9 protein-coding genes are annotated in these 13856 nt (G+C 72.7%); 5 read left to right on the forward strand and 4 right to left on the reverse strand.

The annotated features are described in order from the left end of the window. Positions 1-68: 68 nt before the first annotated feature. Positions 69-2777 carry an FAD/NAD(P)-binding protein gene (locus OG410_RS33890; RefSeq protein WP_329302588.1) on the forward strand — a complete coding sequence of 903 codons (2709 nt, stop codon included), beginning with the start codon at positions 69-71 and terminating at the stop codon, positions 2775-2777. A 184-nt stretch (positions 2778-2961) separates the two neighbouring features. Here the strand turns inward: OG410_RS33890 and OG410_RS33895 are convergent, their stop codons facing one another. The 4 genes from OG410_RS33895 to OG410_RS33910 all read right to left on the reverse strand — a co-directional run bounded on the left by OG410_RS33895 (position 2962) and on the right by OG410_RS33910 (position 6604). Next, the gene (locus tag OG410_RS33895) at positions 2962-3729 is read right to left on the reverse strand and encodes an IclR family transcriptional regulator (RefSeq protein ID WP_329302589.1); all 768 of its coding nucleotides are present in this window, start codon (positions 3727-3729) and stop codon (positions 2962-2964) included. Then, a complete protein-coding gene (locus OG410_RS33900; RefSeq protein WP_329302590.1) occupies positions 3726-3866 on the reverse strand; it encodes a hypothetical protein in 141 nt (46 codons plus the stop codon). Before OG410_RS33900 ends, OG410_RS33895 begins: the two co-directional genes overlap by 4 nt. Positions 3867-4088: 222 nt before the next feature. Next, entirely contained in the window at positions 4089-4937 is an 849-nt protein-coding gene (locus OG410_RS33905; RefSeq protein ID WP_329302591.1) for a hypothetical protein, read from the reverse strand. Then, the gene (locus tag OG410_RS33910) at positions 4934-6604 is read right to left on the reverse strand and encodes a histidinol-phosphatase (protein WP_329302592.1); all 1671 of its coding nucleotides are present in this window, start codon (positions 6602-6604) and stop codon (positions 4934-4936) included. Before OG410_RS33910 ends, OG410_RS33905 begins: the two co-directional genes overlap by 4 nt. Positions 6605-7098: 494 nt before the next feature. Here OG410_RS33910 and OG410_RS33915 point away from each other — a divergent pair, with 494 nt between their 5' ends. From OG410_RS33915 to OG410_RS33930, 4 genes are all read left to right on the forward strand, one after another. After that, positions 7099-8436, forward strand: coding sequence for a 6-phospho-beta-glucosidase (locus tag OG410_RS33915; protein WP_329302593.1), 1338 nt, complete (start codon positions 7099-7101; stop codon positions 8434-8436). A gap of 244 nt (positions 8437-8680) precedes the next feature. Beyond that, positions 8681-9622: an ABC transporter ATP-binding protein gene (locus OG410_RS33920; RefSeq protein WP_329302594.1), complete on the forward strand. Its 942-nt coding sequence runs from the start codon at positions 8681-8683 to the stop codon at positions 9620-9622. Continuing rightward, entirely contained in the window at positions 9619-11004 is a 1386-nt protein-coding gene (locus tag OG410_RS33925) for an ABC transporter permease (protein ID WP_329302595.1), read from the forward strand. Before OG410_RS33920 ends, OG410_RS33925 begins: the two co-directional genes overlap by 4 nt. Positions 11005-11008: 4 nt before the next feature. Next, positions 11009-13765 (forward strand): bifunctional YncE family protein/alkaline phosphatase family protein, encoded by a 2757-nt coding sequence (locus OG410_RS33930; protein ID WP_329302596.1) that lies wholly within the window; start codon positions 11009-11011, stop codon positions 13763-13765. The last annotated feature ends 91 nt before the right edge of the window (positions 13766-13856 follow it).

The following is a 13856-nucleotide window of genomic DNA, read 5'->3' on the forward strand; positions in this document are numbered from 1 at the left end:
CCGCGGACACAGGAGTGAAGGAGAAGTCCCGCTTGCCGGACCCGCGACAACCCACGCCGGAGGCATCCGTGAACCCAGCCCGTGAGCGGCACGCCGTGGCCATCGTCGGAGTGGGCGCCGCGGGCACCCTCACCGCCGTGCAGCTGTGCGAGACGGCGACCCGCCGCCGTACCCCGCTCGACCTCTTCCTGGTCGACCCCGCCCCCGAAGCCGGGCGGGGCAGCGCCTACGCCACCACCGATCCCCGGCACCGGCTGAACGTGCCCGCGGGCGGAATGAGCTGCTATCCCGACGACCCCGGCCACTTCACCCGATGGCTGTGCCGGCACGGCGAACCCACCGTCAGGGGAACCGACTTCGCCACCCGCTACCGGTACGGCGCCTATCTCGCCGACACCCTGGCCCGGGCGATCGTGCACGCCCACGGCACGGTCGCCGTGCACCGGCTGCGGACCAGGGCCGAGGCCTGCGCCCCCGCTCCGGACGGGGGCCTGGAGCTCCGGCTCGCCGACGGGCACGGCCTGGCGGCCGACAGCGTGGTCCTCGCCACCGGACCGGCCGCCACGACGGGTGCCTGGGCCCCGCCACGGCTCCGTACCTCCGAACGGTTCATCGGCTCGCCCTGGGCGCCCGGCGCCCTCGACGGACCGCTCGCCGAACCGGCCGCCCGCGGGCGGGAGGGCGCGAGCGACGACGTCCTGCTCGTGGGCACCGGACTCACGGCGGTCGACCTCGCGCTCAGCCTCGACCGTCCCGGACGCACCGTGCACGCCCTCTCCCGCACCGGTCTGCTGCCACAGGCGCACGCGCTGAGCCCCGCACCGGCGATGGCCGCGCCCGAAGGGCTCGACGCGCCGACCCTGCGCACGCTGCGCCGGGCCGTCTACCGTCACATCGGCCGCGCCGTGCGCGCCCACGGCGACTGGCGCCCCGCGCTCGACAGCCTGCGCCCGCACACCGCGCGCCTGTGGCGCAGCCTCACACCCGAGGAACGCGCCGCCTTCCTGCGGAGCGAGGGCGCGCTCTGGAACACCCACCGGCACCGGACGGCACCGGCGACGGCCGAGTCGCTGGACCGTGCCCGCACGGCCCGGCGCCTGCGTGTGCACACCGGCGGGATCGCCGACGCCGTCCCCCGGCCGGACGGCTCCGAGCTGCTCACCCTCTCCAACGGGCGGCGCGTCACGGCGGGTTGGGTGATCGACTGCACCGGGCCGGGGCCGCGCCCCGAAGACCCCCTGTGGCGCTCGCTGTTCGACACGGGCGCCGCCGTGCCCGGCCCGCTCGGCCTGGGCGTCGCGACCCGCGACGGCCGGCTCCTCGACACCGCGGGCAGGACCCAGCTCGCGGTGTTCACCCTCGGCGCTCCGCGCCGCGGTGAACTGTGGGAGACCACCGCCGTCCCCGAGATCCGCGTCCAGGCCGCGGAGTTGGCCGAGCAGGTGCTCGCCCCACTGGCTCCCCGGCGCCGCCCCGCCCGCCGTCGGCCCCTCGACGCGCACGGGCTCCCGCTGTCCACCCACGCCGAGGCGGCCGCCGCCCACCGCACCGGCCTCGAACGGGTCCTCAAGGTCAGGGCCGGCGCCGAGGACGCCTTCGCGCGCGCCGTCGCCCTCGACCCCGGCTTCGCGCTCGGGCACGCGGCCCTCGCCCTGCTCGGCCATGAGTGCGGCGCCGACGTCGACGTACAGCGGGCACTGGCCGACGCGCGGCGCTGCGCGCGGGAACGGGCCGATGCGCGGGAACGCTCCTTCGTCGACGTGGTGACCCACCGCGTGCACGGCGACAGCCCGGACACCGCCGCGCGCGCCCTGCTGGGCCACCTGGCCGCCTACCCCGCCGACGCGCTCGCGCTCGCCGCGGCCGTGCCCACCATCGCCTTCTCCGGCATCAACGACCTCGACAGCTCATACGCGTTGAGCCTGGTCGAGCGCGCCTCGCCGGCCTACGACGGCCACTGGTTCCCCGCCTCGCTCCTCGCCTTCCTGCGCCAGGGTCAGGGCCGCTACGACGAAGCGGCCGAACTGGCCGGGCACGCGCTGGCCGCCGAGCCCGCCTCCGGACACGCCGTGCACGCCCTCGCCCACGTCCACTACGAGTCAGGGGCCCACGAGAGCGGCCGCGACTGGCTGGACGCCTGGGTGTCCGGGCACGGACGGGGCGCCGTCCACCGGGCCCACTTCTCCTGGCACATCGCCCTGCACGAACTGGCCCTGGACGATCCCGCCGCCGTCCGCAGACGCTGGTACGCCCAGCTCGCTCCGGGGCGGGTGACAGGCGTACGCGCTCTGGTCGACTCGGGGTCGCTGCTGTGGCGGGCCCGGCTCAGCGACAGCTGGCGCGGGCGGGTACCGGCGGCGGACGTCCTCGACAGTGTCGCCCGCGAGATCGTGGAACGGCCCGCGACCGCCTTCACCGCGCTGCACGCGGCTGTCGCCCTCACCGCCGCCGGTGACCTCGCGGCACTGCGCCGGCTGCGCGACCACGCCGCGGGGGCCGACCCCGTGCAGCGCGAGGTCGTCGTCCCCCTCTGCGAAGCCTTCGCCGCCCTCGTCGAGGAACGCTTCCACGAAGCCGCCCGGGGGTTGGACGCGCTGCTCCCCTTTCTCGGCCGGGTCGGCGGCAGCGCGGCCCAGCGCGAGGTCGTCGAGGAGACCCTGCTGTACGCCCTGGTCGCGGCGGGCCGCTGCGAGGCGGCCCGCCGCCTCCTGGACACCCGCCTCGACCGCAGCCATTCACCCCGGGACCGCCGTTTGCTGGCCGCGCTGCCTGATTGAGGCAGGGCACGCGTGGTCGGCCCGGCGGGGTTGCGGTCGCCCGGTCGCGGGACGGCAACGGTGCCGGGCCGGTCGAAGCGGGCCGGCACCGCCATCGGCGACGGGCGCCGGACCGCCTCGGTTTCGCTCCTGCCGCCGGGGTGGGGTGGCCAGGCGCGGGCCCGCGGCCTTGCCCGCGCCCGCGTCAGACGTGTGGCTCCGTCCGGGCCGTCGGCCGCCAGCCGAGGGCCCGGGAGATTCCGCGGGCCGCCAGCCGTACCGCCGGGATCAACACCGGTACCTGCGCGTCGGCCCGGGGCACGACGAGCGACACGGCCGCGACGACGGTGCCGTCCGTGCCGCGCACCGGCGCGGCCACCGACAGGGCGTCCTCGGTCACCTGACGTGCGCTCACCACCACACCCGTACGCCGGACTTCGGCCAGAGTGCGCCGCAGGCGGGCCGGATCGGTGATGGTGTACGCCGTGTAGGCGGCCAACGGCCCGGCGCAGTAGGCGTCCTGGACCGCGGGCTGCGCGTGCGCGAGCAGCGCGAGCCCGACACCCGTCGCGTGCAGCGGCCAGCGGGCGCCCACCTGGATGCGTACACCGACCGACGAACGCCCGGCGATCCACTCGATGTAGACGACCTCGACGCCGTCGCGGACCGCCAACTGGACGTTCTCGTGCGTCGCTTCGTACAGGTCCTCCAGGTACGGCAGGGCGATCTGCCGCAGCGCGAGCCCGCGCGGAGCGAGGGCCGCGACCTCCCAGAGGCGCAGGCCGACGTGGTAGAGCCCGTCCGTGTCCCGTTCCAGCGCGCCCCACTCGGCGAGCGCGGCCACCAGCCGGTGGGCGGTCGTGAGGCTGAGGCCGGCCCGGCGGCTGATGTCCGTCAGGGACAGCGCCGTGTGCTCGTGGTCGAAGGCGGCGAGTACGGCGAGAAGGCGGCCGGGAGCGGACAGGGTGGTCATGGGTTCGGTTCGGTGTCCGCGATCCGTCGCAGCGGCGTGTGCCGGGTCTCCGCGTGCAGGCCGCGCATGCGGGGCTCCTCGGCGTCGGTACGGACGAGGCCTCGCAGGTGTTCTGCGGCGCGCTGCTGACCTGCCATGACGGGCTCCCTGGGGCCTGGCCCCGGCCGGGGCGGTCCGGACGTACGGACCCAGCATGCCGTATGGGTCAGGACGTGCCGGGCGGAGTGCGGACCGCCGTCGAGGGCACGGTGGAGACCGACGGCGGCGGGAAGCCCGCCGCCGTCCCGCGGAGCGTGTCGCGGTTTTACGAGTGGGACTCGGGGGCCCGGCGGTGCTCCAGGCCCCTCCGCATCGGCCTCCTACCCGAGCCGGTACGCGTACACGGAGGTCGCGACGCTGCACGCACCGGGCTGGACCACCTCGGCGCGCAGCGTCCCGCTCGCCGTGTCGTAGTCGACGCCCTCCGCCTCGTACGTCCCGTCCGTGCACAGGCTGCGCTGCGGCAGGGCGAAGAGGCTGGTGACATGTCCCGTGACCGGCCGGCCGTCCACCTTCCTCTCCAGGTCGACCTGGAGCAGCGGCCGGTCCTCGGGGAAGTGCGCGCGCGAGCTGTCGTCAGAGGCGCAGAGCAGCCGGGTGTCGTCGACGAAGTCGCAGCCCTGGATGTCGGCGACGGGCCTGTCGAGGGTGATCTGCCCGGCCCCCGGCAGGGATCCGCCGGTGGGCGGGGTCGACGGGTTGAGCAGCGGGGCGGGGAAGACCTGGAGCCGGTTCTGGTCGCCCCACTCGCCGGAGACCAGCCACTGCCCGTCGGGCGACACGGTCGCGAAGGAGTTGTTCAGCTTCTCGCCCGGGTCGAGCCGGTGGACGTACTCGAACCGCTTGCCCGCGGGTGTGGTGACGGCGAACATCTTCGAGGTCGCCGTGTCGGGCCCCTGGTAGGCGTCGAACACGGAACCCCGGGCGATGTCCGGGTCGCCCACATGGTTCCAGCCCTTGATGCGCAGGACGAGCGGGATGGAGGCGAGCCCGCGGTGCAGCAGCGAGCCGTCCGCACGGCTCGCCAGGCCCTGTCCACCGCTCAGCGAGTCGACGTACGACGTGCCGGTCTCGGTCCACACGGGTTCGCCGGCCATCGCGGCCGACGTACTCATGCCGACGGTGAAAGCTCCCAACAGGCAGGCAGTGGACATTAAGTGACGCTTCATCGGCAGCCTTCCACATCGACGAACAGCGGGTTGGAATAGAACCATGTGTCGACCCACGGGTCACCGTTTCCGGGTACGTGCGGAATCGGGCCGTGCGGGTCGATCGCCGCACCGAGGTATCCGGCGCCGTTCCTGTTGCCGTCGCTGCCGCGCAGCCGGACGTAGAAGGACTCGTCCCCGGCGGTCAGCGGAACGCGCAGGGTGTACGTCCCCTTGCGGCCGCTCACGTCCACGGTCCGGACGACCTTGGTGTCGGGGGCCCGCCAGACATCGCGGTCGGCCGCCGGGCCGCGCACCGCGCCGCGGATCACGTCGACATGCGCCAACTCCGGCAGGATTCCATGGGCGTTGGGGCGTGAGGCCGTCGTCACGGCGACCGACAGGGTGAGCCGGTCGCCCTTGCGGACGCGGATCCGGCCGCCCAGGGTGACGCCCGCCCCGTGGTCGTGGTCCCGCTTCAGGCGGACGTCGAGTCCGTCCAGCAGATGGCCGTGGTCCAGCCAGACCCGGCCCGCGCGCAGGCCCGCCATCACCGCGCGGTGGCCGTAGCGGGTCACGCCGACATGGGTGCGGCTGAACTGGCCGGGCCAGAAGTCGCCGCCCGGCTGCTGGGAGTCGGTGTTCACCGGGTCGGGGACGTGCCCGGTGTTGTCGAAGTTCTGTCCGGGCGCCCAGTCGCCGTTCTTCCAGGTGTCGAAGACGACGCGGTGCACATCGGAGTTGGTGGTGATGGTGAACAGCCGGCCCTCGGCGAGCATCGCGTCCCACATGCCGCCGACCGTGGCCGTCATCCAGTCGAAGCCGCCGTACAGGACGTACGCGTCCCCCGGATAGCCGGCGAAGGAGTTCTCCGAGGGCTTGTTGACGTACTCGCCGCGCTGCTGCCCCGAGCCCACCCAGCCGGGGATGCCGCCGCCCTGGGCGCCGGGCGCGCCCTCCATGCCGATCATGATCTCGGGGGCCGCGTCGCGCCAGTTGCGCATCTCGTGCGGGGAGTCGATACCCAGGCGCAACGGGTGGTTGGCGAGGACCAGCACGTCGTCGACGTATCCGGTGCGGCGCTGCTCGGCCAGCCACTGGATGGCCTTGACCGCGTGCGCCTCGTTGCGGGCGGTGTCGGGGTTGGTCGGCGAACCCGCCGTGTAGCCCAGCAGCTTTCCGTCGTAGGCGAGTTCGAACCGGGTGAGCAGGTCCACCTCGTGCGGGCCCGGGGCGGCGAAGACGGTGGCGTGCTCGGCGGCCGGGATGTACCACTCCAGGCCCTGGAAGATCAGCTGGCGCGGGTTCGCGGCGCGCGCCTTCAGGATCTCCTGGTGCTCCAGCCGGGCGCCGTAGGAGGCGTGCCCGAAGTTGGAGTGCTCGTTGAAGACCATCCAGTCGAGACCGTACTCGGCTCCGGCGCGGGCGAGTTGAGAGAACGTGTACTTCGCGTCGTGGCTGTAGACGGAGTGGATGTGATGGTCGCCCACGAGATAGGCGAGGCGCGGGTCGCTGCCGCCGGGGCCTCTCTGGGACGCCGCCGCGGGCGCGGCGAGCGAGCCGACCGCGAAGGCCGCCCCGAACAGGCCCGCGCCGCGCAGCAGCCCGCGCCGCGATATGCCCTGCGGGTCCAGCGCGGCGGGGGAGACGGACGGATCGGCCCAGGCGGGCAGTTGCTGCTCGGTCATGGTCGTGTGGTCCCTAGGTCAGAGGGTCATGGACGACGGGACGGGGAAGGCGTGTTCGACGCGAGGGCGGCGGTGGCCGCATCCGTCGCGCGGTCGCCGTCGTACGCCCGGCGGTGGGGCCGCGCCGTGCCACCGTTGTCGTACGGTCCCGCGCCACCGTGCCCGGCCGATCTTCCGTCGTTCACGCGTTGGAGAATGGCGCGGTCCCAGGGCCCCCGGATGAAACCGTCCTGAAGCCCCGGGGTCGGCTCGATGGCGCCCAGTGGTCGGCGGGTCCACCCTCGCCGCTGCCCGTCGGGTGCGAGGGGTCGAGTCCGCGGGACGAGGACTCGACGCGGCGGTGACGCCCGAGGTCTCGACGTGGCGGTGACGGACGAGCCCGTGGACGCGGTGGCACGCTGATTCCTGGAAGACGTGGGTGAAACAGGCGGTCGTGGCGTGCTCCCTCGCCGTGCGGCCTGCGTCCCCGCACGAACTGCGAAGGTGGTACTTGCGTGAGGCTGACCATTCTGGGCGGCGGTGGATTCCGTGTCCCGCTCGTGTACGGGGCACTCCTCGGGGACCGGGCCGAGGGCCGCGTGACCCGGGTCGTGCTGCACGACCTGGACGGGGGACGGCTCTCCGCCGTGGCCCGCGTCCTCGCCGAGCAGGCGGCCGGGGACCCGGACGCACCGGAGGTGACCGTCACCACCGACCTCGACGAGGCCCTGCGCGGCGCCGACTTCGTCTTCTCCGCGATCCGCGTCGGGGGTCTGGAGGGCCGGGCCGAGGACGAGCGTGTCGCCCTCGCCCAGGGCGTCCTCGGCCAGGAGACGGTCGGCGCCGGCGGCATCGCGTACGGCCTGCGCACGGTGCCCGTCGCCGTGGACATCGCGCGGCGGGTGGCCCGGCTCGCGCCCGACGCCTGGGTCATCAACTTCACCAACCCGGCCGGACTGGTCACCGAAGCCATGTCCCGCCACCTCGGCGACCGCGTGATCGGCATCTGCGACTCCCCGGTCGGCCTCGGGCGCCGGATCGCCAGGGTCCTCGGCGCGCACCCGGGCGAGGCGTGGATCGACTACGTCGGGCTCAACCACCTCGGCTGGGTGCGCGGTCTGCGCGTCGGCGGCCGCGACGAACTCCCGCGTCTGCTCGCCGACCCCGACCTGCTCGGCTCCTTCGAGGAGGGCCGGCTCTTCGGCCCGCAGTGGCTCCAGTCCCTCGGCGCGGTCCCCAACGAATACCTGCACTACTACTACTTCAACCGGGAGACCGTCCGCGCCTATCAGCGGGCCGAGAAGACACGCGGCGCGTTCCTGCGCGACCAACAGGCCGGTTTCTACGAGGAGATGAGGCGCCCCGACGCGGCGGCCCTGACCGCCTGGGACCGCACCCGGGCGGAGCGCGAGGCGACGTACATGGCCGAGAACCGGGACGCCGCCGGTGCCGGGGAACGCGAGGACGACGACCTCTCCGGCGGCTACGAGAAGGTGGCGCTCGCGCTGATGCGGGCCATCGCCCGCGACGAACGGACGACCCTGATCCTCAACGTCCGCAACCGCGGCACGCTGGGCGTCCTCGACGCCGAGGCCGTCATCGAGGTTCCGTGTCTGGTCGACGCCAACGGCGCGCACCCCGTCACCGTCGACCCGTTGCCGGGCCACGCCACCGGACTGGTGTGCGCGGTCAAGGCGGTCGAGCGGGAGGTGCTCTCCGCGGCCGAGTCGGGTTCCCGTACGACCGCGGTGAAGGCCTTCGCCCTGCACCCGCTCGTCGACTCCGTGAACGTGGCGCACGCCCTGCTCGACGGCTACACGGCTGTACACCCCGGCCTGGCCTACCTGACGTAGGGATCGACGGAGAGGGCCGTACGGCCGTGAAGGAGAAGCGAGCGCCCGACCCGGGCGACGTCCGCGGGCGTTGCCCGGGTCCGTCTCGATGACACCCGCTTTGCGCACCGGACTTGCCGACGCCTTGACGATCCGTTCCCTGCGTGTTCAACCCGCTGTCTGTGCCCGCGTTGTGTAGCGTCCCTAAGGTCCCTGAGTGCTTCGAGTGCGTCGAGTGCTTCGAAGGAAGGGACTCAAGGGACTCATGGACAGACCCCTCGCCGTCCGGGCTCGCGGGATCACCAAGTGCTTCGGCGACGTCGTCGCACTCGACGGCGTCGATCTGGATGTGGCACGGGGCCGGATCCACGGACTGGTCGGACCGAACGGCGCAGGCAAGACGACCCTGCTCGGTCTCCTGCTGGGCCTGGCCGTCGCGGACGAAGGCCGCCTGGAGATCCTCGGCACCCCCCTGCGGCGGGCGCTCGCCGCCCCCGACGGTGTCGCCGGCTTCGTGGACGGGCCCGGCCTCTACCCCTCGCTCACCGCCCGGCAGAACCTCGCCGCCCTGGCCGCACTCCGCGGCCAGGGTGCGCGGGCGGCCGGGGTCGACGACGTGCTCGACCAGGTCGGGCTCACCGATGTCGCCGACGACCCGGCCCGCGGCTACTCCCTCGGCATGCGTCAGCGGCTCGGCCTGGCCGCCGCCCTGCTCACCGAGCCCCGGCTGCTGGTGCTCGACGAACCGTCCAACGGCCTCGACCCGGCCGGCAAACGCCATGTGCACGGTGTCCTCGACCGGCTCGCGGCGAACGGAACCGCGGTGGTTCTCTCCAGCCACCGCATGGACGACCTCCAGGCACTGTGCTCCGAAGCCACCATCCTCGCGACCGGACGGGTCGTCTTCACCGGCCCGTTGAGCAAGCTGGCCTCCGAGAACCGTGAACTCGACTACCGGGTCCTCACCTCCGACCCCGGGGCCGCCCGTCTGCTGGCCCTCGACACGGCCGGGATCCGTGTCGTCGACGACGCCACACCACGGCACGACGCCGAGGCGCTCGTCGTGCGCGCGCTGGTTCCCGCCGTCGACGAACTGGTCGTGGGGCTCGTGCGCGCGGGCATCGCGCTGCGCGAGCTCGCCCCCGTGGTGTCGCCTCTCGAAGCCGCGTTCCTCGCCCTCACCGAGCAGAAGGAGACCGGCAGATGACAGCGACCGTCGCCGAGGACGGTGACCTCGGAGCACAGAGCCCGGAGGAAGCGGTCGCCGCCTCCCCCCGTGTCCCGGTCGCGCGTGTGTACCGCTTCGAGCTGGTCAAACTCGTCTCACAGTGGCGGATCCGGCTGCTGCTCCTCGCCTGCTGGATCGTGCCGGCCCTCTTCGTCGCCGCGGTGAGCCGGCAGAGCACGCTCCCCGTCGACACCCTCTTCGGCCGCTGGATGCACGCCACCGGGTGGGCCGGAGCGCTGGTGATGCTCGGCTTCGCGGGAACCTGGGCGCTCCCCCTGCTGACCTCGGTCGTGGCCGGCGACGTGTTCGCCTCCGAGGACCGGCTCGGCACCTGGCGCCATCTGCTCGTGGCGGTCAGGTCGCCGCGCCGGATCTTCGCCGCGAAGGCACTGGCCGGTCTCACCGTCATCCTGCTGCTCGTGGCCGGACTGGTCGCCTCCAGCTCGGCCGGCGGCCTCGTCGCGGTGGGCGACCAGCCGCTGGTCGGCCTCGACGGACACCTCCTGACACCGGCGGACGCCGCCGGCAAGGTCCTGCTCGCCTGGGTCTGTGTCCTCGCCCCGACCCTGGCCCTCGCCGCGATCGGCCTGCTCGGGTCCATCACTCTGGGACGGTCCCCGATGGGGCTCCTGCTGCCCGCGCTCGTCGCGCTCGCGATGCAGCTCGCCCAGATGATGCCGCTCCCCGTCGCCGTGCGCCTCGCGTTGCCCGGTTACGCCTTCATCGCCTGGAACGGTCTGTTCACCAGCCCCGCACAGCCCGGCCCGCTCCTCATCGGCATCGTCGTCAGCCTGCTGTGGGCCGTGACCGCGACCGCGCCGGCCTACGTGCTCTTCATGCGGCGCGACTTCACCGACGTGGCGCACGACGGCTCGGGCCGCGGCGCGGTCATCACCGGAGTCCTGCCGCTCGTCGCGCTGGCCGCCGTGACGGTCGCGGTCGTCGGCGCCGCCACGGGGGCCACGGGCTCCGGGATCGAGCAGGACAAGGTGCAGCGTTCGGCCGCCACGGCGTTCGCCCACCTCTACCGGCTCCAGACCGCTCAGCTCAACCGCCCCGCCGTCACGGAGGCTCAGCTGAAGGTCACGGCCAGCTGCGACAAGGGCAGCGTCAAGGTCGCGGCCGAGGGGCCGGGCAACGACTGGCGCTGTGTCATCTCCTGGCACCTTCCCGGCGTCGACGCCGTGGGGACGGCCGTCTACCAGCTCGATGTCACCCCGGACGGGCGATACATGGCCGACGGCGACGGACCGAAGGAGGTGAACGGCTACTTCCTCGTCCGCACACCGACCGGGGACGCACCGAACCCGCTGTGGCAGTTCGACGGCAACGTCGACCTGCTCGCCACCTCGAAGGGATGACTCCATGCAGGTAACGCGCCGCCGCCGGAGTGACGAGAAGGGGCGCAAGGGCCTTCTCGGCAGACCCACCGGCAGACGGATACCTCTGGTGACGGTGGGCACCACCGTCCTCGCCCTCGTCGCCGCCGGGGCCGCGTTCGCCCAGACGCGCCAGTTCGGCACCGACCAGGTCGGCCAGGTCACCGACCGGGGCCAGGTCGTCTCCAGCGACCAGTACATCGCCCCGTACGGCGACCGGCTCGTCGTGAACAACGGGAAGATCATGTCGTCCTCGGTCAGCCCGGACGGCACGCACCTCGCGGCCTCGGTCACCGACGGCGGGAGCGCCCTGTCGATCGTCGACCTGAAGAACTGGAAGGTGCAGCAGCTTGTCAGCAGCGCCGCGTCGTCGGTGCCGCGCATCAGCGGCAACAGCGTGGGCCAGGAAGGCCCGACGTACTCTCCCGACGGTTCGCAGCTCTGGCTGGGCCAGACCGACGGCTACACCCGGTTCACCGTGAACCCGGACGGCGGCGTCACCGCCCCGGTGTTCGTCCCGGTCGCGGCGGACGGGCCCAAGCACGCGCTGGTGGGTGAGGCGGTGTTCTCGTCCGACGGCTCCACCGTGTACTCCGCGGTCAACGGACAGAACCGGGTGGTCGCGATCGACGCGGCGACCGGGACCGTCCGGCAGAGCTGGAACGTGGGCAACGCCCCGCGTGACATGGCCGAGGTGGGAACCAAGCTCTACGTGAGCAACGAGGGCGGGCGTCCGGCGCAGGCCGGCGACACCACGCTCAACTCCTACAACACCCAGGTGCCGGCCGACCCGGTCACGGCTGCCACCACCACCGGCACCGTCAGCGTCATCGACCTGGCGGACCCGGCCGCGCCCGTCGCGAGCATCCCCGTCGGTCTGCACCCGACCGCCCTGTACGCCAAGGGCAAGGCGCTGTTCGTCACCAACACCGCGACCAACGACGTGTCCGTCATCGACACCGCCAAGGACAAGGTCGTCCAGACCATCGCGACCCAGCCGTGGCCGGAGGCGTCGGTCGGCTACGAGCCCGACGCGGTGACGCTCACCGACGACGGCCATCTGCTGGTGACGCTCGGCCGTGCCAACGCCGTGGCCGTCTACCGGTACCGGTCCCCGCAGGATCCGGTCCGTTACATCGGCCTGCTCCCGACGGACTACTTCCCCGCCGAGATCGCCGCCGTCGGCAAGGACGTGGTGGTCTCCAACACCCGTGGCATCGACGCCCGTCGGCCCACCACGAGTGCCGGGCACGGCACCCACGACACGACGTCGAGCGTGCAGCGGTTCACGCTGCCGGACGACAGCGTGATCAGGGCCCGGACGGCCAAGGTCTTCCGGCAGAACGGCTGGACCCGCGGCTCCGTCATCCAGTCCAAGGGCAGGAGCCACGCGAAGCCGGTGCCCGTCCCGCTGCGGCTCGGCGACCCCTCGACGATCAAGCACGTCTTCCTGCTCGTCAAGGAGAACCGGACCTACGACCAGGTCTTCGGGGATGTCCCGGAGGGCAACGGCGACCCGTCGCTGGCGCAGTTCGGCGAGAACGTGACGCCCAACCAGCATGCCCTGGCACGGCAGTTCGGGCTGTACGACAACACGTACGACATCGGCACGAACTCTGCCGAGGGCCACAACTGGCTCATGCAGGCGGACGATCCGGAGTACACCGAGTCCTCCGCCGGTGAGTACCAGCGCAGTTACGACACCGAGGACGACGCCCTCGGCCACCAGCGGACCGGGTTCCTGTGGACCGGCACGCAGGCGACGGGGAAGTCGGCCCGGGACTTCGGCGAGTTCCAGCAGTTCCTGACCAAGCCGGCGGGCGCGAGCTGGCAGAACCTGTACTGCGACTCCAAGAACATGGCGTCGACCGGGCAGGACACCGCGTACACGCTGAACTCGTCCTCGCCGATCCCGTCGCTCAACGACGTTTCCGTGCACGGCTTCCCGAAGTTCGACACCAGCGTCCCGGACATCTACCGGGAGGAGATCTGGAAGCGTGACTTCGAGAAGAACGGGCCGGCGAACCTGAACATGTTCTGGCTCTCCAGCGACCACACCGGCGGTCCGGCGAACGCGGCCGCCCAGGTCGCGGACAACGACCTCGCGACCGGCCGGATCGTCGACGAGATCTCGCACAGCAAGTACTGGAAGGACTCGGCGATCTTCGTCGTCGAGGACGACTCCCAGGCCGGTCTCGACCACGTCGACGGCCACCGTGCCCCGGTCCAGATCATCAGCCCCTGGGCCCGGCGCGGCGTCGTCGACAGCCACTACTACACGCAGATCACGCTGATCCGGACCATCGAGCAGATCCTCGGGGTCCACCCGATGAACCAGAAGGACAGCGCCGCCACCCCGATGAGCGCGGCGTTCACCCGGCACGCGGACTACACGCCGTTCACCGCGCTGCCCAACCGGACCTCGCTGACCGACGGGCTCAAGACCCCGCCCTCCTGCGGCCTGGACACCCCCGCGCCGCAGGACCCCGCCGCGGCGCCGGTGCCGTCGGCGAAGGTTCCGGCGGACAAACGGGCCCTGGCGGCGAAGTGGGACACCTGGAAGTCGCACCAGCGGCTGACCGGGCCCAACGCCGTTCCCGACTTCGCCAACCCCGCGCAGATGAACCACTTCACCTGGTACCAGACGCACGGGTGGACCAAGCCGTACCCCGGTGAGCACCGGATCTTCGCGCCGCAGGACGTGCCGGGCGCCTACCTCCCGTCGTCGGAGTCCGACGGCTGACGGGCGACGGCTGACGGCTGACGGCTGAGACTGACGGCCGACAACTGACGTACGAGCATGACGAGATGGGCCGCCCGGATGTCCCGGGCGG

The sequence above is a fragment of the Streptomyces sp. NBC_00659 genome, from assembly GCF_036226925.1.
Taxonomy (GTDB): Bacteria; Actinomycetota; Actinomycetes; order Streptomycetales; family Streptomycetaceae; genus Streptomyces.